Consider the following 22,566-nt stretch of genomic DNA (forward strand, 5'->3'; position numbering starts at 1 on the left):
CGAAATCAGTCGAGCCGCATCGCCTCCGCCGCAATGCCCTCGGCCTCGATCAGCAATGCGTCCTCGCCGCTGCCCTGCGGCGTGCGCTCGCGGCCGATCATGATCAGCACCGGCACCGCCATCGGGCTCACCCGCTCCAGATCCATGTGCAGCATCGTGTCGGCGGCGGTGTCGAGCAGATGCGCGAGCCGCCCGACATCGGTCATCCGCGCGCGCGCATCGGCCCAGGCGGCCTTGAGCAGCAGATGATCGGGCTCGTATTTGCGCAGCACGTCGTAGATCAGGTCGGTCGAGAAAGTGACCTGGCGGCCGCTCTTCTTCTTGCCGGGATGCTGGCGCTCGACCAGCCCGCCGATGATCGCGACTTCGCGGAAGGCGCGTTTGAGCAGCGCCGATTGCTGCACCCAATCGACGAACTCGTGCTCGAGAATGTCGGGCGAAAACAGCGCAGCCGGATCGGTGATCTTTTCGAGCCCGTAGACCGCCAGTGCATAATCATTGGCGACGAAGCCGAGGGGCTTGAGCCCCATCGCCTCCATCCGCCGGGTGATCAGCATGCCGAGCGACTGGTGTGCGTTCCAACCCTCGAAGCTGTAGGCGACCATGTGGTGCTTGCCCTCGTGCGGGAAGGTCTCGACCAGCACCTGCGCCGGCGCCGGGATCGTCGAGCGGCGCTCCTGCACTTCGAGCCATTCGCGCACATCCGCCGGGAAACGCTGCCACTGGCCGCGATCGTGGAGGAAGACGCGGACGCGATTGGCCAAGGTCGCGGTGATCGCCAGCCGCGCGCCCATATACGACACATACCGCGCCTGCTTCGCGCTCGCCCGCACGATCAGGTCGGTCAGCTCGACTCGCTCGACCTCGAGGCTCAGCCCCGCGAAGAAAAAGGTGTCGCCCGGCGAAAGCTGCGACCCGAACGCCTCCTCGACCTTGCCGAGGCGGCGGCCGTTCTTGAACCGCACGTCGAGCATCGGCGCCTCGACGATGATCCCGGCATTGAGCCGGTGCTGCGCGATGAAAGAGGGTCTGGTGACGCGCCACAGCCCGTCCTGCCCCTTGGTCAGCCGCTTGAACTTGTCATAGGCACGCAGCGAATAGCCGCCATCGGCGATGAAGCTGAGGACGCGATCGAACGTCTCCTGCTCGAGCGCCGAATAAGGCAATGCTGCACGCACTTCCTGCAGCATTTGCGCAGCATCGAACGGCGCCGCGCAGGCGCACGCCATGATGTGCTGCGCCAGCACGTCGAGTGCGCCGGGGCGGAAGACGTCGGGATCGAGCTCGCCTTGCTCGACTGCGTCGAGCGCCGCGCGCGCCTCCAGATATTCGAAGCGATTGCCGGGGACGAGCACTGCCTCGCTCGATTCGTCGAGCCGGTGATTGGCGCGCCCGATCCGCTGGAGCAATCGCGACGAGCCCTTGGGCGCCCCCATCTGGATCACGCAATCGACATCGCCCCAATCGACTCCGAGATCGAGGCTGGCGGTCGCGACCAATGCGCGCAATTTGCCGTCGGCCATCGCCTGCTCGGCCTTGCGCCGCGCTTCGAGGCTGAGGCTGCCATGATGCACGCCGATCGGCAGCTTGAGTTCGTTGGCCTTCCACAGCTGCTGGAAGACCAGTTCGGCGAGGCCGCGGGTGTTGCAGAAGACTATCGTCGTGCGATGGGTTTCGATCTCCGCCATCACCTGCGGGATCGCATACACCCCCGAATGCCCCGCCCACGGCACCCGGCCTTCGGGGAGCAGGATCGCGATGTTCGGATCGGCACCCTTCTCGCCCTGCACCAGAGTCACCTCGTCGATGTCGCCATCGGGTGCCAGCCACGCGCGATAGCCGTCGGGGTCCGCGACGGTCGCCGACAGCGCGACCCGACGCATTTCCGGCGCGAGCCGCTGCAGCCGCGCCATCGCCAGCGCGAGCAGATCGCCGCGCTTGCCGGTGGCGAAGGCGTGAACTTCGTCGATCACGACGGTCTTCAGCCCTGCGAACATCGTCAAACTGTCTTCGTAGGACAGCAACAGGCTCAACGATTCGGGCGTAGTGAGCAAAATCTCGGGTGGCCGCGCCCGCTGGCGCACTTTCCGTTCATGCGGCGTGTCGCCGGTCCGCGTTTCGACGCGGATCGGGACACCCATCTCGTCGATCGGCGTGAGCAGATTGCGCTGTACGTCGACCGCCAACGCCTTCAGCGGCGAGATGTAGAGCGTGTGCAGCCCCTGCGTCGGCCGCTCGATCAGCTCCACCAGTGTCGGCAGGAAACCGGCCAGCGTCTTGCCCGCCCCGGTCGCCGCGACGAGCAGCGAATGCTGCCCCGCGCGCGCCGCGGCAAGCATGTCGAGCTGGTGCCGCCGCGGCCGCCAGCCGCGGCCGGCGAACCAGTCGGTCAGTATCTGGGGAAGCGCGGCATCGGACACCCGGCAGCGTTCGCGCGACTCAGCCGCTCAGCGCAAGCCTTTCAGGCGACTCCGCCATTGTCGCGTGCCTTGTCGTCGCGGTCCTGCTGGTCGTACATCCGCCGCGTCGCGTCCTCGGTCGCCTGCACCTCCTGGCGCGATCCCTTGTTGTGGAACATCGCCCAGGCGATCGCGATCGCGAGCAGGATCGGTCCGACGATCACCATGATCCCCTGAAGGCTCGACAAGTCCATCACACACCTCTTCGCGTTTCGCGCTTCCAACGAAGCCGCACGCGAATTCGATCCCCCTGGAACCGCAGCGCCGCCCGACCATATAGCCTTCATGGCAATCGGCAGCTGGATTCAGCCCCACCCCACCGGCATCTACATCCCCGCTGCCGATGCGTGGGTCGATCCATCGCAGCCGGTGGCGCGCGCGCTGATCACTCATGGTCATGCCGATCACGCCCGCGGCGGTCATGGCGAGGTCTGGGCGACCCCCGAGACGCTGGCGATAATGGAATGCCGCTACGGGCCGCAGAACGGCCGTCCCGTCGGCTATGGCGAAAGCCTGCGGATGGGCGATGTCGACATCGGCTACGTCCCCGCCGGCCATGTCCTCGGCTCCGCACAGATCGTGCTCGAACATGCCGGCGAACGCATCGTCGTCTCAGGCGACTATAAGCGCCGCGAAGACCCCACTTGCGCGCCGTTCGAGCCGGTGCCGTGCGATATCTTCGTTACCGAAGCGACGTTCGGCCTTCCGGTATTCCGCCATCCCGAGACGCATGACGAGCTCGATAAACTGCTCGCCGCACTTCGCGCCAATCCACAGCGCTGCGTGCTGGTCGGCGCCTATGCGCTCGGCAAGGCGCAGCGCGTGATCAGCGAGCTGCGCGTGATGGGGTTCGACGATCCGATCTACATCCACGGTGCGCTGCAGCGCTTGTGTGACCTCTATGTCGCGCAGGGCGTCAATCTCGGCGAGCTGCGCCCCGCAACCGGAGTTCCCAAGGCCGAGCTGCAGGGCCGGATCATCCTGTGCCCGCCGGGTGCGCTCAACGACCGCTGGTCGCGCCGCCTGCCCGATCCGATCACGGCGATGGCCTCGGGCTGGATGCGCGTCCGACAGCGCGCCCGCCAGCGCAATGTCGAGCTGCCGCTGATCCTTTCCGATCATGCCGACTGGGACGAGCTGACCACCACAATCCGCGAGATCGCCCCGCGCGAAGTGTGGGTGACGCACGGCCGTGAGGATGCGCTCGTCCATTGGTGCCGGATGCGCCAGATCAAGGCGCGCGCGCTCGAACTCGTGGGCTTCGAGGACGAAGACGACTGAGCGATTGTCTGTCGGTCTTGTTAGCGATAACATCGCTGCAAAAAGGGGAGAGGCTGGATGCGCAGGTTCGAATTCGCGGCGACGGCTGTCGCTCTGACGCTGGCGGGCGCGGCGCATGCACAGACTGGCGGGGCTCCCCCGCCGCCAAGCGCGCCGGGTCCGTCCGCACCCGAACTGCGCGGTCCCGATGATCGCGTCACCGACTTCAACAGGCTGCGCGACGACGTCGCCAGGCACACGGCCGGCCCCACCCGATCGACTCGCCCGATCCCCGCGAGTCCGGGAGATATCATTGCGGGCCGTGAAGTGCGGGACTCGAAAGGCGTCGTGATCGGCGTGGTCGACACGGTCGGCACGGGGTTCGCGGTGGTCGCCAGCCCGGGGGGCAAGATCGAAGTGGAATTCGCGTCGTTCGCCAAGAACAACAAGGGGCTGCTGATCAATATGCCCAAGGCCAAATTCGACGCGATCGTGGCCGGCAACGGCAAGCCGGCGAACTGAGGAGATCGGCACGGAGACGATGCCGGGGCTGGCGCGCCAGAGCTGGTCGCGTCGAGGACGAGGACGACCGAGCTCAGCCGGCGGCGCGTAGCGATCCCATAATTGCGCCTTGAAACAGCCAGGCCTCGGCCTCGGCGACGCTGTCGAAACACCGCGTGTCCGGCCCGCGTTCCGACAGCGCGCGCTGCAGCTGGCTACGCGCCAGCGTGCGGCCGATCACGAAGGCGAGCCGTCGCGAGCGATATTCGGGTGCGCCGAGCATCTGCTGGAACCTCACCACGCTTTCCTGCGGCTGAATCTTCATGCCGCGCAGATCATTGATCGTCAGGTGCCAGTTACGGCGGCACGTGAGCCTCGCATGCGCGGCGTCGCGCGCCTCGTAAAAGGCCTTGATGTCCTCGGACGTGAATAATCCGGCCATCGTGATCCGCACCAGATCAAGCTCGGGCTCGGTATCAATGGAGAAGGTCGCGCTCATACGACCATTATAGGGCGAATCCGTTTCCGAATTCTGAGTCGGTTGTTTCGTTGCAAAAACGATCGACCAGAACCGAAGCTCAGCCCACGCCCTCAAGCGCCTTTTGCCGACGCCGCTGGACCGAGCTGCCGATCCCGATCGCCTCGCGATACTTCGCCACGGTGCGCCGCGCGATGTCGAAGCCCTTGGCGTTGAGCAGCTCCACCAGCGTGTCGTCCGACAGGATCTTCTTCGGATCCTCAGCCTGGATCAGCGCGCGGATCGCGCTCTTCACTGCCTCGGCCGAAACCGCGTCGCCGCCCTCGGACGACTGAATCGCGCTGGTGAAGAAATATTTGAGTTCGAACAGTCCGCGCGCGCAGCTCAGATATTTGTTCGACGTGACCCGGCTCACCGTCGATTCGTGCATCTCGATCACGTCGGCGACCTGCCGCAGGGTCATCGGCTTCAGATGCGCGACGCCGTGGAGGAAGAACGCCTCCTGCTGCGTCACGATCTCGCTCGCCACCTTGATGATCGTGCGCTGGCGCTGATCGAGCGCCTTGACCAGCCAGTTGGCGCTGGCGAGCATGTCGGACATCCACGCCTTGCTCGCTTTGTCCTGCTTGCCTGCGGAGATCTCGGCATAATAAGCGCGGTTGACCAGCAGCCTGGGCAAAGTCGCCGCGTTGATCTCGACTGCCCAGCCCGCGCCGCGTCGGGCAACGAAGATGTCGGGCACCACGGCCATGGTCGGCTCTCCGCCATAACGGCAGCCGGGCTTGGGATCATAGTTGCGCAGCTCGCGGATCATGTCCGCAAGATCCTCGTCATCGACGTTGCACAACCGCTTGAGCCGCGCGAGATCGCCGCGCGCGACGAGTTCGAGATTGTCGATCAGCCGAACCATGCACGGATCGTAGCGATCGGCTTCCTTCGCCTGCAGCGCGAGGCATTCGGCCAGACTGCGCGCGCCCACCCCGGTGGGATCGAAGGTGTGGATTACGCCCAGCACTGCCTCGACCCGCGCGAGCGGCACGTTCAGCCGGCTGGCGATGTCGAGCAGCGAAGCAGTGAGATAGCCGGCCTCGTCGATCTGATCGATCAGATGCGCCGCAATGAACAGGTCGGCACCACCCACGCTCGCCCCCGCCTGCGCCATCAGATGGTCGGCGAGGCTGAGCTCCGAAGCGCGCATATTGTCGAAATCGGGACCGTCCTCCGAACCGCCGGCGCCGGTGCCGCCCATGCCGAGGCTGCCGTCGAGCCCACCCATGGAATCGGCGGGGCTGTCGTGATGGAAGGTCTCCGCGGCGAAATCGACGTCGAGCGCGGCTTCGCCCGCTGCCTCGCCACCGCTCGCCAGCAATTCGCTCGCATCGGCGGGGCCGTCGCGCACTGGCGCGAAGTCCTCTTCGGGACCGGGCGGCGCGGGCTCGCCCACCTCCTCCCCGCCGCTCTGCGCATCGAGCAGCGGGTTCTTGTCGAGCTCCTCGGCGATGAAGGTTTCGATCTCGAGGTTGGACAGCGCCAGCAGCTTGATCGCCTGCTGGAGCTGCGGCGTCATCACCAGCGATTGCGACTGCCGCAGGTCGAGGCGAGGCGCGAGGCTCATCGGCGTTACAGCTCGAAGCTCTCGCCGAGATACAGCCGGCGGACATTCTCGTCGCGGACGAGATCCTCGGGCGAGCCGGCGAAGAGCACGCGACCGTCATAGATGATGTAGCCGCGATCGACGATGTCGAGCGTCTCGCGAACGTTGTGATCGGTGATCAGCACGCCGATGCCGCGCTGCTTGAGCTGCAGCACCAGTTCGCGAATGTCCGAGATCGAGAGCGGATCGATGCCCGCGAACGGTTCGTCGAGCAGGATGATCGTGGGATCGGCGGCAAGTGCGCGGGCAATCTCGGCGCGACGACGTTCACCGCCCGACAGCGCCATTGCCGGCGAGGTGCGCAGCCGGGTGAGACCGAATTCGTCGAGCAATTGCTCGAGCCGCGCGCGCCGCGTTGCCTTGTCGGGCTCGGCGAGCTCGAGCACCGCCGAAATATTCTGCTCGACCGTCATGCCCCGGAAGATCGAAGTCTCCTGCGGCAAATAGCCGAGTCCGAGGATCGCGCGGCGATACATCGGCAGCCGGGTGATGTCCTCGCCGTCGAGCATGATGCGGCCCGAATCAGGCTTCACGAGGCCCATCACCGAATAGAAGCAAGTGGTCTTGCCCGCGCCGTTGGGCCCGAGCAGGCCGACCACTTCGCCGCGTCCGACCGAGACCGAGACATCGGTGAGCACCACGCGCTTGTCATAGGATTTGGCGATCGAGACGACCGCGAGCCCCTTGTCGGGGAGCGGCGCCGGATCGACGACGGGGTGCTCGATTATGGCTGCGACGTCGTTCATTCGGGCTTCCTGCACGGATTATACCGCACCGCATATAGGCGGTTGGCAGGATTCCTGCAGGAGATTGCCGGCGATGAAAAGCGAAACTGCGGCAGTGCGTTGAAAAACGCGGCTTACTGCCCGCTGCGCTTGGGGACGGAGAAACGCCCGGTCACGCGTCCGCCCGAGCTCTGCGCTCCCGGCTGGCCCGGCGTCGCGCCGCCGCGGACCCCCGAGCCGTCGATCGTCGCACGGCCCGTGTCGAGATCGATCGATAGACGGCCCCCGGAGATGTTGTTCGCGCCCTGGCGCAAGGTGACTGCGCCCACCATGGTGATCACCCGGCGGTTGAGGTCGTATACCGCATATTGCGACCTGGCGGTCTGCTCGGGGCGCGATACGGTCACGCCGCCGGCCGCGTCGAGACGCGACACCTGCGGCGATCCGTCCACGACTTGCCCGGTGTAGCTCACCGTCATTCGCGCTGCCGTGAGTGTCATCTCGGCTTGGGTGATGCGAACGTTGCCGCTCAACAGCACACGGTTCGCCCTGTCCTGCAATTCGATCTGCTGGGCGGCGAAATCGATCGGTGCGTCGGTATTGTGGCGGGTCTGCGCGAACGCAGACGACGACGCGGCAAGCGCCAGCGTCAGCCCGATCGGGAGCATGGAAAGGCCGGTCATCATCGCCTCTTTGCGCGGCTGGGCACGATCCGCAAGCGGGCATTGCCGCTCAACGAGACGGTACGGCTTTCGAGATCGGCAGTCAGCTTGTTTGCGCTGAACACGCCGGACGGCGTGTTGCCGGTGACTGCCCCGCCGCTCTCCAGCTTGCGCGTCTTGAGATCGACGGTCGCGTTGTTGGTGTTGAGCACATAGCCGTCCGAGGTCTGGAACTTGAGCGGCCCGTCGATCGCGACGCGCTCGGTGGACATGTTGTAATGCCCGCTGCCCGCCTTGATCGAAGCGGGGCCGTCGTCGAGCCGGATCTCGGCAGCGAGATCGTTCAATCGCACGATCGGCTCGGCCGAGCTGCGCTGCACCGCCGATCCGGCATGCAAGTGAAAGGGCCGCCCCTTGGCGTCGTCGCCGCGATACTCGGCGGCGTCGATGCGCAGCCGTTCGGGGGAAATATCGACCTTGTTCTTGTCGAGCACGAAGCTCACGTCGCCGCCCATCAGCAACGGCGCCACGACGAGGAATGCACCGAGCACGCCGATTCCCATCGGCAGCACGATCAGCCCCAGCCGCACGACGCGGTCGTGGTTGCTGCCGGGATGCGCCCAGCCACGCTTCTGCGAGCGGAGGCGCGCGGCGACGTCAGACATGGAAAACCATGTCCGCCAGATAGGATCGGATCGGCGTGGCGCTAGATATGCGCAAAGATATCCACCTCGGGCCAGCCGGCCAGATCCAGTTCCGCCCGCCAGGGCAGGAAGTCGAAGGCGGCCTGGGCGAGCGGCATGCGTCCTTCACGCTCGAGGCGCTTGTCGAGTTCCACTTTCATCGCATGCAGAAAGCGTACGTCCGACGCGGCATAGTCCTTCTGCGCGTCCGAGAGATCGGGTCCGCCCCAATCCGAGGATTGCTGCTGCTTCGAGATTTCCTGCCCCACCAGTTCGCGGACGAGGTCCTTGAGCCCGTGCCGGTCGGTATAGGTGCGCACCAGCCGCGAGGCGATCTTGGTGCAATAGACCGGGGCGGCGGTGACGCCGAGATAGAAGCGGATCGCTGCCAGATCAAAGCGCGCGAAATGATAGAGCTTCAATCGCTCGGGATCGGCGAGCACGGCGCGCAGATTGGGCGCGTCGTAAGCGGAACGCGGTCCAAACCGGACGAGATGCTCGTCGCCGCTGCCATCGGAAAGCTGGACGACGCACAGCCGGTCGCGCGGGGTGATCAGCCCCATCGTCTCGGTATCTACGGCGATCGAAGCACCGGGCGCGAACACGTCCTCCGGCAGGTCTTCTTCATGAAAATGCACAGTCATGCCGCGCGCATAGGCGCGTTGCGCGTTTACCTCAATGGCTGGCGGGCGGGGACGCATCGGACGGCGCACCCGCCGCCGCGTGCTTCTTCGCCTTGCGCCGGCGGGACCAGATATTGAGCAGTTCGACGCCCGCCGAGAACGCCATCGCCGTGTAGATATAGCCCTTGGGAATGTGTGCGCCGAACCCCTCTGCGATCAGCACCATCCCGATCATCAGCAGGAAGCCCAGTGCCAGCATCACCACGGTGGGATTGCCGTTGATGAAATTGGCGAGCGGGGTGGCGGCGAACAGCATCACCGCCACCGCGAAGACGACCGCGACGTACATGATCTGGACATGCTCGGTCATCCCCACCGCGGTCAGGATCGAATCGATCGAGAATACGACATCCAGCAGGAGTATCTGGACGATCGCCGCGGTGAAACTGATCGACAGGACCTTCTTCTTGTCGAGCAGGTCGTCGGTGTCGTGCGCGTCCGAATCGACCGAGTGGTGGATCTCGGTGGTCGCCTTCCACATCAGGAAGACCCCGCCGGCGATCAGGATCAGGTCGCGCCACGAGAATTGCGTCTCGAACGCCGGCTCGCCATGCGCGCCCGGCGGGCCGGTAATGCCGAGGTCGAACACCGGCGCGACGAGACCGACGATCCACGCGATCATGGTCAGCAATGCGAGCCGCATCACCAGCGCCAGGCTGATGCCGATCGTGCGCGCCTTCTGGCGCTGTGCCTCGGGCAGCTTGTTCGACAGAATCGAGATGAAGATGAGGTTGTCGATGCCGAGCACCACCTCCATCACGATCAATGTGACGAGCGCGGCCCAGGCGGCCGGACTTGCGATCAACTCGGCGATTGTTTCCATGACGCACCTCTGCCGTGCGTCGAACCGTGGCGCAAGCGCCGCAGTCTCCGCAAATCTGGCGTAATCAAGTCGATTTTCGGTCGCACCCTGTCCGAATTTGGGCTATGACCGATTCTGTGGCGCTGTTTTTTGTGCCCGAACACCTGCGTTATTCGTCCGGCGCTTGGGTTTTGATTGAGTATGGGCGAACCGGGAAGACGAACAGGGCATGAGTTTTGATCGAGGGCGCCGTGGGGATCGCGGCGGGCGCGGCAGAGACAAGCGCGACGGTTTTGGCGACGAAGGCGGCGGCGGCGGTAGCAGCTTTGGCGGTGGTGATCGCGGCGGCTTTGGCGGCGGCGGTGGCTTCGGCGGCGGTGGCTTCAGCGGCGGTGGCGGCGGGTTCAGCGGCGGCGGTGGCGGCGGCTATCGCGGCGGTGGTGGCGGCGGCTTCAGCGGCGGCGGCGGCGGCGGTGGTTTCCGCGGCGGCGGCGGTGGCGGTGGCGGCGGCATGCCCCCCCAGGTCGTCGGCGAAGCGACTGGCGTCGTAAAATTCTTCAACGCACAAAAGGGCTTCGGCTTCGTCGTTCGCGATGACGGCGGCGAGGACGTGTTCGTGCACATCTCGGCAGTCGAGCAGGCCGGCCTCACCGGTCTCGCCGAAGGCCAGCCGATGGGCTTCACGCTCGTCGATCGTGGCGGCCGCATCTCGGCGACCGATCTCAAGATCGACGGCGAGCCGATGCCGGTGACCGACTCGGGTCCGCCGCGCGATCGTGACGCCGGCCCCGGTGGCCCGCGCGGCGGCGCTGGTGGTGCGGGTGGCCCGCAGCGTCAGTTGACCGGCGAGAAGGCGAGCGGAACCGTCAAGTTCTTCAACGCGATGAAGGGCTTCGGCTTCATTCAACGCGACGACGGCCAGCCCGATGCGTTCGTGCACATCAGTGCGGTCGAACGCGCCGGCATGCCGACGCTCAACGAAGGCGACCGGCTCGAGTTCGAGCTCGAGGTCGACCGTCGCGGCAAGTACGCGGCAGTGAACCTCACGCCCGGCAGCTGATCTTCAGCAATCGTATCACGAAGGGGCCGGGCGGCAACGTCCGGCCCTTTTCGTTTGGGGCGCGGTCCGTCACCCGGGCGAAAGCCGGGGCCTCGGGCGGCAGGCCCCTCCGGCGCAAGAGCCCCGTCGCTGTCCTATTCCAGAATCCGTCCTACCCGTACCAAGGTCCCGCTCGGATCGCTCACTGCGAATTCATAGGTTCCCCACGGCTTGCGGTGCGGCGCGCCGGGCTCGATGATCAATTCGCGAACCCGCTCCGCCACGGCGTCGACATCCTCGACATAGAGATAGAGCCCGAAGGGGTTGTCCTCCAGTTTCGCCGGCCAGCCTTTCATGCGATTGAGATGAAGGTGCCAGCCGCGCCCGTCCGCGAGGATGCGGTAATGGCCGTGGTCGCTGACCACTTCGAACCCTAGCCGCTGATAGAATCGCTCGCTCGCATCCAGATCGTCGCTCGGCAGGATCGCCACCACGCGGTGCGCTTCGCTCATTCGTCCACTCCCGAAATTGTCACCCTACCCTGCACCGGCGACTCGCCCCGCGCGAGTTCGAACTCGCCCCAAGTCGCCGCTTCCGGACACAGCGGCCCAAAAGTCCGTCGCCGCCGCGGCGCGATGCGCTACGGTTCCGACAGCATGGACCAGGCCGACGTCGATCCCCGCGCGAGGCGCACCAGAGCCGCGATTCTCGGCGCTTTCACGGCGCTCGCGCTCAGCCGGCGCTACGACGTGATCCGCACCGCCGACCTGATCGCCGCCGCCGGTGTCGGCCGCTCGACCTTCTACGAGCATTTCCGCAGCAAGGAGGAAGTCCTTGTGTCGGCGGTCGAGCCGATCCTGCACACGCTCGCCAGCGCTGCGCTCGGCCGCGCGAGCCAGGTGCAGGTGCGCGCGACGCTCGACCATGTCTGGGACCAGCGCGCGATCGCCCGCGTGCTTTTCGAGGGCCGTACCGGCGACCGGCTTCAGCGCCGGCTTGCCGCGCTGATCGCGGCACGGCTTCCCGCGCCGGCGGCGATGCCGACAATCGCGGCCGCCGCCGCGCAACTGGCGATGCTCCGAACGTGGATAAGAGGCGAAGCCGCCTGCCCCGCCGCCGAACTCGCAGCCCGGATGATCGCCTGCGCGCGGCTGCTGGACGATCCGGACTAAGCGCGCCCGGTCAGGATCAACACCGCGCCGCCCAATATCCCCAACACGCCGATCGCCCGACCTGCGGTAACGCGCTCCTTGAGCACGAACGTCGCGATCAGCAGCGCGGTCACCATCCCCGTCTCCCGCAGCGCCGCCAGCGGTGCCGTCGGTCCGAGCGCGAAGGCACTGAGCGCCAGCCCGTAGGTGACGATCGACAGCGCCCCCGCAACGGCACCAGCCCGCCACTGGGTCTGCGCCGCCGCGAAGATACGCCCGCGCGAAAGCAACGCGAACATCGTGACGATCGCCGCACCCGAAATCACGAACGACCAGACGATGTAGCTCGCCGGCTGCGGAACCGCACGCACCCCCGGGCGTCGGCGACGGTATAGCACCCGATCATCGCGGCGGTGAGCAATGCCCAGACGAGCCCCGCACGCGCCAGGTGGCGCCCGATCGCCAGCGTGGCGATGGCACCGCCCATCACGGCGATGCCGGCGAGCTCCCCGGCAGAAGCGGCTTCGCCGAAGACGCCGATCGCCAGACACGCTGTGAGCAGCGGCGCGGCGCCGCGCATGACCGGGTAGGCCGCGGAAAAGTCGCTCGTCTCAAAGGCGCGGACGAGCGCATAGAGATAGAGGCAATGGATAGCGGCGCTCAAGATGAGCCAGCCCCACGCCCCATGCGGCAGCGGCACCAGCAAGGTCGCCGGCAGCAGCAGCAAGGCGCTCGATCCGTCGATCAGCGCGCGCCCGGCCATCTTGTCCTTGCCGCCCTTCAGGATCGCATTGACGATCGCATGGATCGAGCCCGAGGCGATCATCATCGCCGGGGCGAGCGTTTCCGCTCTCACTGCATCGGGATCGGCTTGCCGGCGACCATGACATAGCCGATGTGGAGCACCGCCGCGGGATCGCTCAGCGGGTCGCCGTCGACTGCGATCAGATCGGCCGATTTGCCCGGCTCGAGCGTGCCGGTCTCGGCGGAAAGCCCGAGCAAATCGGCCCCGCCTTTGGTCGCGGCGATCAGCGCGTCGCGCGGCGTCATCCCGGCCTTCGACACCATCAGCCCGATCTCTTCGCCGTTGCGGCCGTGCGGATAGACCGCGGCGTCGGTGCCGAGCGCGATCTTGACTCCGGCCTTGTAGGCGCGGCCAAGCGCCTTGCCCCATTGGTCCAGCGTCTGGCGTGCCTTGATCTCGCTATTCGGGCTGAAGATGCCCTTGCCGAGATACATTTTGAGCCCGCTGAACGCCATCAACGTCGCCGAGAAGTACGTCCCTTTGGTCTTCATCAGCTGGACGTCGGTATCGTCGGCGAAGGTGCCGTGCTCGATCGAATCGACTCCGGCGCGCACCGCCGCCTCGATCCCGCGCGCGCCGTGCGCGTGGGCGGCGCATTTGCGGTGCATCTCATGCGCGGTGTCGCAGATCGCCTTCATCTCGGCATCGGTGAAATGCTGTTCGAGCCCCAATGCGCCGGGATCGAGCACCCCGCCGGTGGCGTGGAACTTGATCGCGTCGGCTCCCGCCGCGGCGAGCTTGCGCACTGCCGTGGCGCATTCGGCCGCGCCGGTGCACACCCAATATTGGGTGCCGCGATGTTCGATCGCGTCGCGCAGCTCGGGCGCCAGCCCCGCGGTCATGTCGCCATGTCCGCCGATGATCGACAGCGCCGGCCCCGAGACGAGGATGCGCGGCCCGGGAAAGCCGCCCTCGGCGATCACGTCGCGCAGCGCAGCGCTGGCATTCATCCCGCCGCCGAGATCGCGCACCGTGGTGAAGCCCGCGCGCGCCGTGATCAGCGCGTTCCTGAGCCCGACCGTGGTCGCATAGGCCTCCGAATATTTGGTGGTCAGCCCCTGATACCAGGGTTCGCCGGCATTCATCGTCAGATGGACATGGACGTCGATCAGCCCGGGCAGCACCGTCTTGCCGCGCATATCGACTACCGTCGCGCCGGCGGGCGCAGTAGCGCCGTCCTCGACTCGCACGATCCGTCCCTTCTCGACGATCACCGTCGAAGGCCCACGCGCGGGCTTGGCCGCATCCGTGATCAGATGCCCGGCCTGGATCGCATAGGTTTGCGCCAGCGCCGGCGGCGCGCCGGCTAGCAAGGCGGCGGCGGCAACCAGTTTGCGGATCATGCGCATCTCCCCTTTTCGCCAACCTTATTGCACGGGCCGGCGAAGTCGAGGGCTCAGGTCACCAGCTTGCGCAAGCCGGCGATCGTGTCGGCCTCGCGCGCCGGCTTGTCGATGCGGATCCGGCTGATCCGCGGGAAGCGCATCGCCAGCCCCGATTTGTGGCGCTTTGATTCGTGGATCGAATCGAACGCCACTTCGAGCACCAGCGACTTGTCGATCTCGCGCACCGGGCCGAAGCGATTGACCGTATGGTTGCGGACATGGTGGTCGAGCCACTTCAGCTCTTCATCGGTGAAGCCGAAATAAGCCTTGCCCACCGGCAGCAGTTCGCCCGCGTCGGTCCACGCGCCGAAAGTGAAGTCCGAATAAAAGGAGCTGCGTTTGCCGTTGCCGCGCTGGGCATACATCAGCACGCAATCGGCGTTGAGCGGATCGCGCTTCCATTTGTACCACAAACCCGCGCGCCGCCCGCCGACATACGGCGAATCGCGCCGCTTGAGCATCACCCCCTCGATCGCCGCGTCGCGTGCGCCGGCGCGGATTTCCTCGAGCGCCTCGAAGCTCGCCGCCTCGATCACCGCCGAGACGTCGAACCGCCCGGCATCGAGCCCGGCGGCATACGCCTCCAGCCGCCTCCGCCGTTCCGACCAAGGCAAAGCACGCAAATCCTCGGCGCGATCGAACAATATGTCGTAGAGCCGCACGAACGCCGGATATTCCTCCAGCGTCTTCGCCGAGACCAATTTCCGCCCCAGCCGCTGCTGGAGCGCATTGAAGCTCCCCGCGCCGCCCTCACCACCCTGTGCGGTCCCCTTCACCAACAATTCGCCGTCGAGCACGCCCGGCGTGGCGAACGCGCGCGCTACTTCGGGGAAACTGTGGGTGATGTCGTCGCCGGCGCGGCTGTAGAGCCGGGTCTCGCCGGCGACATGGACGAGCTGGACGCGGATTCCGTCCCACTTCCACTCGGCGGCATAATCGTCGAGGCTGACCTGCGTCTCTTCCAGCGGATGCGCGAGCATGAACGGGCGGAACACGGGCACGTTCTCGGGCGTCGGCTGCGTTCCGCGCCCCTCGGCCCAATCGAACAACGGGGCATAAGGCGGCATCAGCCCGTGCCACACCTCTTCGACCGCATCGACATCGAGCCCGAACGCCTGCGCCAGCGCGGTCTTGGCCAGCCGCGCCGAGACCCCGACCCTGAGGCCGCCGGTGGCCAGCTTGAGCAACGCGAAGCGCTCGTCCGCCTCGAGCCGGTCGAGCATCGACGCCAGTGCGGCCGGCGCGTCGGACTTCGAGATGGTGCCGAGCACCTGCACCACTTCCGAAAGCGTCAGCGCCGCCGCCACCACTTTCTCGCCCTCGGGCTCGGGCCATAGCAAGGCCACCGTCTCGGCCGAATCGCCGACGAAATCGCGGCTGAGCGCGAACAGTACCGGATCGACGCGCTCCTCGATCAGCGCCCGGATCAGCGCCGGCTTGACCGCCGGCAGATCAAGGCTGCCGGTCAGCGCCGCCATCGCCCAGCCGCGATCGGGATCGGGAGTGCCGACCAGATAATCGCCGATCAGCCGCAATTTGGCGTTGCGCGAGCGGGTGTAGATGAGGGCATCGAGCAGATCGGCAAAGGCGCGCATGGTTCGGCAACGCATGGCATGACGCTTGCGCTCCCGTTACGAAGTGGCGGGATCGACAAGGAGGCACGATGATCAGGCGCAACCCGGTATTGTCCGTCCTTGCGGGCGTAGTCTTCGTGCTGTTGGCGGTCGCAGGCTACAGCTTCGTGGAGGCTCGGCGCGATCCTGTCGTGCGCGAGGCTGCGATCGCGATGCGCGATTGGCCCGCGGGCGCGCCGCCGCTCCGGATAGTGCTGCTGAGTGACCTGCATGCCGGAAACCTTGCCGTCACGCCCGCAAGATTCCGGCGGGTGGTGGCGCAGGTGAACGAGTTGCGGCCCGATCTCATCCTCATCGCCGGGGATTTCCTGCCGGGTCACGAGCCCGTCGACGCGGCGACGGCGACGGCCACGCTCGCGCCGCTAAAGGGCCTGCGCGCGCGGCTCGGGGTCGTGGCGGTGCCCGGCAATCACGATCACTGGACCGGGCTCGGCGCAGTGCGCAGCGCGCTCGAGGCGGCCGGAGTGACCTCGCTCGCGAACCAGGCGACGGCGCGTGGGCCGCTGGCGATCGCCGCAGTGGACGACGATTATTCGGAGCATGCGCGGACCGCTCCTACGCTCGCCGCAGCGCGCAAGCTGCCGGGGGCGAAACTGGTGCTCACCCATTCGCCCGACATCGCACCCCAGCTGCCGTCGGACTTCCCGTTGCTCCTCGCCGGCCACACCCATTGCGGACAGGCGGTCATCCCCTTTTACGGGTCGCTCGATCCGGTCTCGCGCTATCAGGACCGCTATCGTTGCGGCGTGATCCGCGAGGGCACCCGCACCGTGGTGGTCACCGGAGGCATCGGCGGCACCATACCCTTCCGCTTCAACGCGCCGCCGGACCTGTGGTTGTTGACGCTCGGACCAGCACCGGGGCGATAGGACGTATAGATATTCAGGCTACCAGAAGTCTGTCGTCACCCCGGACTTGGTCCGGGGTCCACCAGGCGGCAAGCGACGCGATAGAGGCTCAACGCCGGCTCTCGCGGTGCGGTGGACCCCGGAACAAGTCCGGGGTGACGATCGGTAGGTGGCGAGCTGTGCCGACTCCTTCCCGATACGCACAAGCGCCTCGCCGCAGACGAAATCAGCCCCGCCCCATCGAGACGATCGGCACGAAGCAACCGAGGATCAGCCGCCGGGCATCGAAGGGCGGCTCGCCTGCGCTGTCCATCCGCGGATCCTCGTGCATCCTGGCTTCGGCCGCTTGGAAAAACGCCTTGTCGGGCCAGATCTGCCAGGTGAAGACGATCTTCTCGCCCGCTTGCGCGGCGACCGCGCGACGGAAGTCGGTCTGCTTGCCCTCAGGCACCAGATCCTCCCAGCATTCCACGATTTCGAGGCAGCCATATTCCTTGAAGAAGGCCGCGCCGTTCTCGGCCCATTGGCGATAGGCATGGATCCGTTCGCCCGGTACGGGGATCACGAGGCCGCAGACATACATGATGCACGTCCTTCTTGTGGTTGGACCGGCGAGACTGCCACAGCTGGCGGCAGAGTCGAAACGAGGCTTCACCCGCTGTTCATGGCGCCGCCACAAAGTTGCGGCTAAGCTCGCGCCGCCGGCAGCAAGGCCGGCTTTGGGAAGAGGGTTCCGCTCACATGAAGTTCATCGCTTCGGCCGCCGCCGCACTTGCGTTTCTCACGCCGGGCGCGTTCGCCCAGACCGCGCCTGCTCCCGCCACTGCAACCACGGCCGCGAAATTCAATCTCGATACCCCGATCGAGGCGCTGGTCGCCGATCCCAAGGCGAAGGCCGTGCTCGACGCTGACCTGCCCGGGGTGACCGCGCATCCGTCCTATGACATGTTCAAGAGCATGAGCCTGCGCGCCGTGCAGCCGATGTCGGGCGGCAAGCTCACCGACGAACAGCTCAAGAAGGTCGAAACCGACCTCGCCGCGATCAAGTAACCGGTTCGGAATCGAAAGGGCCGGGGGATCGCCCCGGCCCTTGATGTTCAGCCCTTGCGGCTGGCTTCGAACAGGAACCAGGCGCGTTCCTCGGCCTGGTCGGTCCATTCGTCGACGATTCCGCTGGTGGCGTTGTCGCCGGCATCCTCGGCCGCCTGCTTCACGACGCGGAAGCTCTCGACCAGCTTGAGATTGTCGTCGCGCAGTTCGGCGAGCATGTCGCCGGGCGCGACGAACTCCGCATCATTGTCCTTGATCGTCTGGCGGCGCGCGATGTCGCCGATCGAGCGGATCGTGACGTTGCCGGTCTTGCGCACCCGCTCGGCGATCGCATCGGTGACGCCGTAGATCTGCGCCGCCTGATCGTCGAGCAGCAGGTGATAGTCGCGGAAATGCGGCCCCGAGACGTGCCAATGGAAATTCTTGGTCTTGAAGTAGAGCGCGAAGCTGTCCGCCAGCGCACTGTTCAGCGCGTCCGCGACGCTTTTGGTGTCGTTGCGATTGAGGTCGGTGGGCGTCTGTAGCGCCGCCTTGGTATCTGCCATCATGTCCTCCGGAAAACGATACGGTTGCCCAACGAGCCCGATATAGGGTTGGCTCCGGGCGCTGCCACGGCAAATTTCGATGACTGCGATCAGCCCCTTCGATCAGCCCGTCAGCCGCAACGCGCCGAGCCCGATGACGATCCCCGCGATCAGGAATAGCAGAGACGCCGCATAACGCAGCCAGCGCAGCGGCAGCCGGGTCCACCCGGCCTCGCCGAGGGTCGCGGCAACGAACGCCACGACGACCGCGCCGAGCGTGGCTCCCGTCGCCGCCAGCCACGGCGCGCCGCCGGCCGCCAACGCGAAGGTGAAGAATTGCGTCTGCTCGCCGAGCGCGAGCACGAACACCCCCAGCAATGGCGTGAGCCACGGTCCGAAGTGCCACCGGTCGAGCCGGCTCGGCAGCCGCGTGCGGATCACGCCGGTGATTGCGCCCGCTACCAGGGCGACCGCGAGCAGCAGCGACTGTGCCTCGGGAGTGAGCGTCGGTCCCACTGCCGTCCCGGCCAGCGCGGCGAGCAGGCTGCCGACACCGTGCGCCAGCCCTGCGGCAAGCGCGACCGTAATCGGCCGCCCGAAGCGATCGGCAAGGATCGCCGTCAGCAACGCCGGCCGGTCGGCGGGCTGGGCGAGCAAGGCGAGCAAAAAGGCGGGGACGAGGGCTTCCATGGCTGCCATATCGTCACATTGTGCTGGCACGAGCAACGCGCCCGTCGACCAGCGGCAGGATTTGAGGAATACGATGCTTCGTTCGCTTGCCATCGCCGCCGCGCTCGCGGCTTGCTTCTCCAACGGTTCTGCCCAGGCCCAGGCCGCACCATCGGCGGTTGCCGCGCCCGAACCCGCCCGGCTTGCCGCGGCGACGGCGCTCATGGAGCGGGTGATGCCGGCCGACAGGCGCGACGCGATGGTCGAGCAGATGGTACGGCCGATGATGCAGAACGTTCGCGACACGATGTTCAACGGCCCGCTGTTCGCGGATGCCAAGACCGAGAATCCGAAATTGGTGGCCACCTTCGAAGGCTTCATGAAGGACGAATTCGAGCGTTCGATCGCCGCGCTCAAGACATCGATGCCGGCAATGTTCGACGCGATGGCCCGGGCTTATGCCCGGCGCTTCACGCTCGATCAGTTGCAAGCTCTCGACACGTTCTTCCAAACGCCCGCAGGACGCGCTTATGTCGAGCTGGCGCCGACGATCATGACCGATCCCGATCTGATGGCGGTCCAGCGTTCGATGATGACCGAAACGATCGCCGGGATGCAGCAGCGCATGGTCGCCCTCACCGACAAGCTCGCCGCCGAGGCGAAGAAAAGCGACTAGACGCCTGGCCGGTGCCCGCCGCTTCTTGACTTTTCCCCGAGACTCGCGCATCCGCCGCGGCCTGACAGCGGTGCGCCTGCGCGTGCCGCTATTTCTTTTCGCACGATTCAAGGGTTTCGGGTCATGGCCAAGCCGACCACTGTCAAGATCAAGCTCGTCAGCACGGCGGACACGGGTTTCTTCTACGTCACGAAGAAGAATCCCCGCACGCAGACCGAGAAGTTCTCCTTCCGCAAATATGATCCCGTCGTGCGCAAGCATGTCGAGTTCAAGGAAGCCAAGATCAAGTAAGCGCAGGGCCTCCCCGGCCCTGCATCCGGAACCTCACGCGGTTTCGGCGATTGGTGCGCGAGGCCCGGCTCCAGCCGGCCCACGCAACCATAAGGGGAACCCGATGAAGTTTCTGCTCAAGGCGACCGCCATTGCCGGTCTGCTCGCGCTCGGCGCATGCGGCGGCAATGCCGACGACAAGGCCGCCGACAATATCGAGGCTGCGGCCGAGAATCACTCGGACGCGCTCGAGAACCAGGCCGATGCCGCCGCGGCCGCGGGCAACGACCAGCTCCACGATTCGCTCGAAGCGCAGGCCGACAATGTCGAGGATCGCGGCGAGGCCGCGGCCGACAAGGCCGACGACAATGACGACGCCCGCGTCGAGCAGCAGGTCGCCAACCACATGTAATCCGCCTGCAGGGCATGAGAGGGCGCCGGCCGCGAGGCTGGCGCCCTTTTTCGTTTCCCCTCCTGCCCGCATCGGCCTAAGACCACGGCATCCCCGGGGGACCGCTGACGGGTTCCCATCAAAGTAAACCTTTGATGGGCGCCCACGCTGCGGTTGAGAGGAGGGCCGCAGCCCTCGACCCGCTGAACCTGATCCGGCTGACACCGGCGTAGGGAGGGAGCGGCACCCCGACATGAGGTCCGTTTTCTCCCCAAATGGAGAAGACACGATGGCCGACCTCCCCGCACGCACCGAAATCGGCGTAACCACCGGCCCGATCCGCGGCTCGAAGAAGATCCATGTCGGCCCGCTCGGCGTCAAGATGCGCGAGATCCATCTCGATCCCAGCTCGGGCGAGGCCCCGGTCCGCGTCTACGACACCTCGGGCCCGTACACCGATCCGGACGCCCGCATCGACATCAAGGCCGGCCTTCCCGCGCTCCGCCGCGACTGGATCCTCGGCCGCGGCGATGTCGAGCAGATCGAAGCCCGGCAAGTCCGCCCCGAGGATAATGGCCAGCTCGGCCCCGACCGCAGCGGCGGCGTCGAGCCCTTCCCCAACGTGATCAAGCGCCCCTTGCGCGCCAAGCCCGGCGCCAATGTCAGCCAGATGTATTACGCCCGCCGCGGCATCATCACCCCCGAGATGGAATATGTCGCGGTCCGCGAGAATCTCGGCCGCGAGCGCCTCGCCGAATATGCACGCGACGGCGAGAGCTTCGGCGCTTCCATCCCCGATTACGTCACCCCCGAATTCGTCCGCGACGAAGTGGCGCGCGGCCGCGCGATCATCCCCAACAACATCAACCACCCCGAGTCCGAGCCGATGGCGATCGGCCGCAATTTCCTCGTCAAGATCAACGCCAATATCGGCAACAGCGCGGTCGCCTCGAACGTCGCCGCCGAAGTCGACAAGATGGTCTGGTCGATCCGCTGGGGCGCGGACACGGTGATGGACCTCTCCACCGGGCGCAACATCCACGACACCCGCGAATGGATTCTCCGCAACTCCCCCGTCCCGATCGGCACTGTCCCGATCTATCAGGCGCTCGAAAAGGTCGGCGGTGTCGCCGAGGACCTCACCTGGGAGATCTTCCGCGACACTTTGATCGAGCAGGCCGAGCAGGGCGTCGACTATTTCACCATCCATGCCGGCGTGCGGCTCGGCTACATCCCGATGGCGGCGAAGCGCGTCACCGGCATCGTCTCGCGCGGCGGCAGCATCATGGCGAAATGGTGCCTCGCGCACCACAAGGAGAGCTTCCTCTACGAGCGCTTCGACGAGATCACCGAGATCATGAAGGCCTATGACATCGCCTATTCGCTCGGCGATGGCCTGCGCCCCGGCAGCATCGCCGACGCCAATGACGAAGCCCAGTTCAGCGAGCTCTACACCTTGGGCGAGCTCACCCACCGCGCGTGGAAGCAGGACGTCCAGGTGATGATCGAAGGCCCCGGCCATGTGCCGATGCACAAGATCAAGGAGAATATGGACAAGCAGCTCGAGGTCTGCGGCGAGGCGCCCTTCTACACGCTCGGGCCGCTCACCACCGATATCGCGCCGGGCTACGACCACATCACCAGCGGCATCGGCGCCGCGATGATCGGCTGGTACGGCACTGCGATGCTCTGTTACGTCACCCCCAAGGAGCATCTCGGCCTCCCCGACCGCGACGACGTCAAGGTCGGCGTGGTGACCTACAAGCTCGCCGCCCACGCCGCCGATCTCGCCAAGGGCCACCCCGCCGCGCAGGTCCGCGACAATGCTTTGTCAAAGGCGCGCTTCGAGTTCCGCTGGCGCGACCAGTTCAACCTGTCGCTCGATCCCGACACCGCCGAGGAATATCACGACCAGACGCTCCCCGCCGAAGGGGCCAAGACCGCGCATTTCTGCTCGATGTGTGGGCCGAAATTTTGCTCGATGCAGATTTCGCAGGAAGTGCGCGACTTCGCCAAGAAGCAGAACCAGGGCGTCGAAGGCTTCCTCGCCACCGGGCCGACGGGCGCGGAGACTGCAGCGGCGAGCAAGGCCGCGGCGCTCAAGGGGATGGAAGAGATGAGCCGGGTGTTCAAGGAGAGCGGGAGCGAGCTGTATATGGGAGCTCGGGGTAGGGAGCACGATTGAGTTGGTTGAGAAGTAACAATCCTCACGGATCT

The 22,566-nt window shown here is 66.2% G+C and carries 27 protein-coding genes; 10 read left to right on the top strand and 17 right to left on the bottom strand.

All coding sequences use genetic code 11. The features are described from left to right. Positions 1-5: 5 nt before the first annotated feature. Together CVN68_RS13425 and CVN68_RS13430 are read right to left on the bottom strand one after the other, a co-directional pair. Positions 6-2,339, bottom strand: a complete 2,334-nt coding sequence (locus tag CVN68_RS13425; RefSeq protein ID WP_233503714.1) for a ligase-associated DNA damage response DEXH box helicase — start codon at positions 2,337-2,339, stop codon at positions 6-8. 122 nt (positions 2,340-2,461) lie between these two features. Beyond that, positions 2,462-2,653, bottom strand: a complete 192-nt coding sequence (locus CVN68_RS13430; RefSeq protein ID WP_100282655.1) for a hypothetical protein — start codon at positions 2,651-2,653, stop codon at positions 2,462-2,464. Positions 2,654-2,744: 91 nt separating this feature from the next. On the opposite strand from CVN68_RS13430, the gene CVN68_RS13435 reads away from it, so the two are divergent. Both CVN68_RS13435 and CVN68_RS13440 read left to right on the top strand, forming a co-directional pair. Then, positions 2,745-3,740, top strand: coding sequence for a ligase-associated DNA damage response exonuclease (locus CVN68_RS13435; protein ID WP_100282656.1), 996 nt, complete (start codon positions 2,745-2,747; stop codon positions 3,738-3,740). Between the two features lie 57 nt (positions 3,741-3,797). After that, positions 3,798-4,241 carry a hypothetical protein gene (locus CVN68_RS13440; protein WP_100282657.1) on the top strand — a complete coding sequence of 148 codons (444 nt, stop codon included), beginning with the start codon at positions 3,798-3,800 and terminating at the stop codon, positions 4,239-4,241. A 73-nt stretch (positions 4,242-4,314) separates the two neighbouring features. On the opposite strand, the gene CVN68_RS13445 is transcribed toward CVN68_RS13440, so the two are convergent. From CVN68_RS13445 to CVN68_RS13475, 7 genes are all read right to left on the bottom strand, one after another. After that, entirely contained in the window at positions 4,315-4,719 is a 405-nt protein-coding gene (locus tag CVN68_RS13445) for a hypothetical protein (RefSeq protein WP_100282658.1), read from the bottom strand. 79 nt (positions 4,720-4,798) lie between these two features. Beyond that, positions 4,799-6,313, bottom strand: coding sequence for an RNA polymerase factor sigma-54 (gene rpoN, locus CVN68_RS13450; RefSeq protein ID WP_100282659.1), 1,515 nt, complete (start codon positions 6,311-6,313; stop codon positions 4,799-4,801). A gap of 5 nt (positions 6,314-6,318) precedes the next feature. Then, positions 6,319-7,098, bottom strand: a complete 780-nt coding sequence (gene lptB, locus CVN68_RS13455; RefSeq protein ID WP_199560084.1) for an LPS export ABC transporter ATP-binding protein — start codon at positions 7,096-7,098, stop codon at positions 6,319-6,321. 113 nt (positions 7,099-7,211) lie between these two features. Further along, complete coding sequence (locus tag CVN68_RS13460) at positions 7,212-7,763, bottom strand: LptA/OstA family protein (protein WP_407695506.1); 552 nt, start codon at positions 7,761-7,763, stop codon at positions 7,212-7,214. Continuing rightward, positions 7,760-8,404 carry an LPS export ABC transporter periplasmic protein LptC gene (lptC, locus tag CVN68_RS13465; protein WP_100282661.1) on the bottom strand — a complete coding sequence of 215 codons (645 nt, stop codon included), beginning with the start codon at positions 8,402-8,404 and terminating at the stop codon, positions 7,760-7,762. Before lptC ends, CVN68_RS13460 begins: the two co-directional genes overlap by 4 nt. Positions 8,405-8,445: 41 nt before the next feature. Next, positions 8,446-9,066: a ribonuclease D gene (locus CVN68_RS13470; RefSeq protein WP_100282662.1), complete on the bottom strand. Its 621-nt coding sequence runs from the start codon at positions 9,064-9,066 to the stop codon at positions 8,446-8,448. 31 nt (positions 9,067-9,097) lie between these two features. Further along, positions 9,098-9,928, bottom strand: a complete 831-nt coding sequence (locus CVN68_RS13475; protein ID WP_100282663.1) for a TerC family protein — start codon at positions 9,926-9,928, stop codon at positions 9,098-9,100. Positions 9,929-10,136: 208 nt separating this feature from the next. Between CVN68_RS13475 and CVN68_RS24310 the strand changes: the two genes are divergently transcribed. Further along, positions 10,137-10,967, top strand: coding sequence for a cold-shock protein (locus CVN68_RS24310; RefSeq protein ID WP_100282664.1), 831 nt, complete (start codon positions 10,137-10,139; stop codon positions 10,965-10,967). 134 nt (positions 10,968-11,101) lie between these two features. On the opposite strand, the gene CVN68_RS13485 is transcribed toward CVN68_RS24310, so the two are convergent. Continuing rightward, on the bottom strand, positions 11,102-11,458 hold the full coding sequence (locus tag CVN68_RS13485) for a VOC family protein (protein ID WP_100282665.1): 357 nt from the start codon (positions 11,456-11,458) through the stop codon (positions 11,102-11,104). 123 nt (positions 11,459-11,581) lie between these two features. Between CVN68_RS13485 and CVN68_RS13490 the strand changes: the two genes are divergently transcribed. Further along, positions 11,582-12,118, top strand: coding sequence for a TetR/AcrR family transcriptional regulator (locus CVN68_RS13490; RefSeq protein ID WP_100282666.1), 537 nt, complete (start codon positions 11,582-11,584; stop codon positions 12,116-12,118). Here CVN68_RS13490 and CVN68_RS23985 read toward each other — a convergent pair. From CVN68_RS23985 to CVN68_RS13505, 4 genes are read right to left on the bottom strand one after another with little or no spacing between them, the layout of a single operon-like run. Then, entirely contained in the window at positions 12,115-12,468 is a 354-nt protein-coding gene (locus CVN68_RS23985) for an EamA family transporter (RefSeq protein ID WP_233503342.1), read from the bottom strand. The two genes, CVN68_RS13490 and CVN68_RS23985, sit on opposite strands and share 4 nt — an antisense overlap. Further along, complete coding sequence (locus CVN68_RS23990) at positions 12,420-12,953, bottom strand: hypothetical protein (protein ID WP_233503343.1); 534 nt, start codon at positions 12,951-12,953, stop codon at positions 12,420-12,422. The genes CVN68_RS23985 and CVN68_RS23990 overlap by 49 nt, the downstream gene beginning before the upstream one ends. Then, positions 12,950-14,245 (bottom strand): metal-dependent hydrolase family protein, encoded by a 1,296-nt coding sequence (locus tag CVN68_RS13500; RefSeq protein WP_100284402.1) that lies wholly within the window; start codon positions 14,243-14,245, stop codon positions 12,950-12,952. Before CVN68_RS13500 ends, CVN68_RS23990 begins: the two co-directional genes overlap by 4 nt. A 53-nt stretch (positions 14,246-14,298) precedes the next feature. Continuing rightward, positions 14,299-15,882, bottom strand: coding sequence for a cisplatin damage response ATP-dependent DNA ligase (locus tag CVN68_RS13505; RefSeq protein ID WP_100282667.1), 1,584 nt, complete (start codon positions 15,880-15,882; stop codon positions 14,299-14,301). A gap of 68 nt (positions 15,883-15,950) precedes the next feature. On the opposite strand from CVN68_RS13505, the gene CVN68_RS13510 reads away from it, so the two are divergent. After that, a complete protein-coding gene (locus tag CVN68_RS13510; RefSeq protein WP_100282668.1) occupies positions 15,951-16,790 on the top strand; it encodes a metallophosphoesterase in 840 nt (279 codons plus the stop codon). A gap of 205 nt (positions 16,791-16,995) precedes the next feature. Here CVN68_RS13510 and CVN68_RS13515 read toward each other — a convergent pair whose 3' ends face one another. Next, positions 16,996-17,352: a DUF1428 domain-containing protein gene (locus CVN68_RS13515; RefSeq protein WP_100282669.1), complete on the bottom strand. Its 357-nt coding sequence runs from the start codon at positions 17,350-17,352 to the stop codon at positions 16,996-16,998. A gap of 158 nt (positions 17,353-17,510) precedes the next feature. Between CVN68_RS13515 and CVN68_RS13520 the strand changes: the two genes are divergently transcribed. Continuing rightward, entirely contained in the window at positions 17,511-17,819 is a 309-nt protein-coding gene (locus tag CVN68_RS13520) for a hypothetical protein (protein WP_100282670.1), read from the top strand. A 47-nt stretch (positions 17,820-17,866) separates the two neighbouring features. Here CVN68_RS13520 and CVN68_RS13525 read toward each other — a convergent pair whose 3' ends face one another. After that, on the bottom strand, positions 17,867-18,364 hold the full coding sequence (locus tag CVN68_RS13525; protein ID WP_100284403.1) for a Dps family protein: 498 nt from the start codon (positions 18,362-18,364) through the stop codon (positions 17,867-17,869). A 102-nt stretch (positions 18,365-18,466) separates the two neighbouring features. Then, positions 18,467-19,033: a TMEM165/GDT1 family protein gene (locus CVN68_RS13530; RefSeq protein WP_100282671.1), complete on the bottom strand. Its 567-nt coding sequence runs from the start codon at positions 19,031-19,033 to the stop codon at positions 18,467-18,469. A 73-nt stretch (positions 19,034-19,106) separates the two neighbouring features. Here CVN68_RS13530 and CVN68_RS13535 point away from each other — a divergent pair, with 73 nt between their 5' ends. From CVN68_RS13535 to thiC, 4 genes are all read left to right on the top strand, one after another. Next, entirely contained in the window at positions 19,107-19,688 is a 582-nt protein-coding gene (locus tag CVN68_RS13535; RefSeq protein WP_158298882.1) for a DUF2059 domain-containing protein, read from the top strand. Positions 19,689-19,811: 123 nt separating this feature from the next. Continuing rightward, the gene (gene rpmG, locus CVN68_RS13540; RefSeq protein ID WP_025560997.1) at positions 19,812-19,979 is read left to right on the top strand and encodes a 50S ribosomal protein L33; all 168 of its coding nucleotides are present in this window, start codon (positions 19,812-19,814) and stop codon (positions 19,977-19,979) included. A 103-nt stretch (positions 19,980-20,082) separates the two neighbouring features. Continuing rightward, positions 20,083-20,370, top strand: coding sequence for a hypothetical protein (locus CVN68_RS13545; RefSeq protein WP_100282673.1), 288 nt, complete (start codon positions 20,083-20,085; stop codon positions 20,368-20,370). A 268-nt stretch (positions 20,371-20,638) separates the two neighbouring features. Continuing rightward, complete coding sequence (gene thiC / locus CVN68_RS13550; RefSeq protein ID WP_100282674.1) at positions 20,639-22,534, top strand: phosphomethylpyrimidine synthase ThiC; 1,896 nt, start codon at positions 20,639-20,641, stop codon at positions 22,532-22,534. Positions 22,535-22,566: the final 32 nt, after the last annotated feature.

Source organism: Sphingomonas psychrotolerans (genome assembly GCF_002796605.1).
In the GTDB taxonomy this organism is placed as follows: domain Bacteria; phylum Pseudomonadota; class Alphaproteobacteria; order Sphingomonadales; family Sphingomonadaceae; genus Sphingomonas; species Sphingomonas psychrotolerans.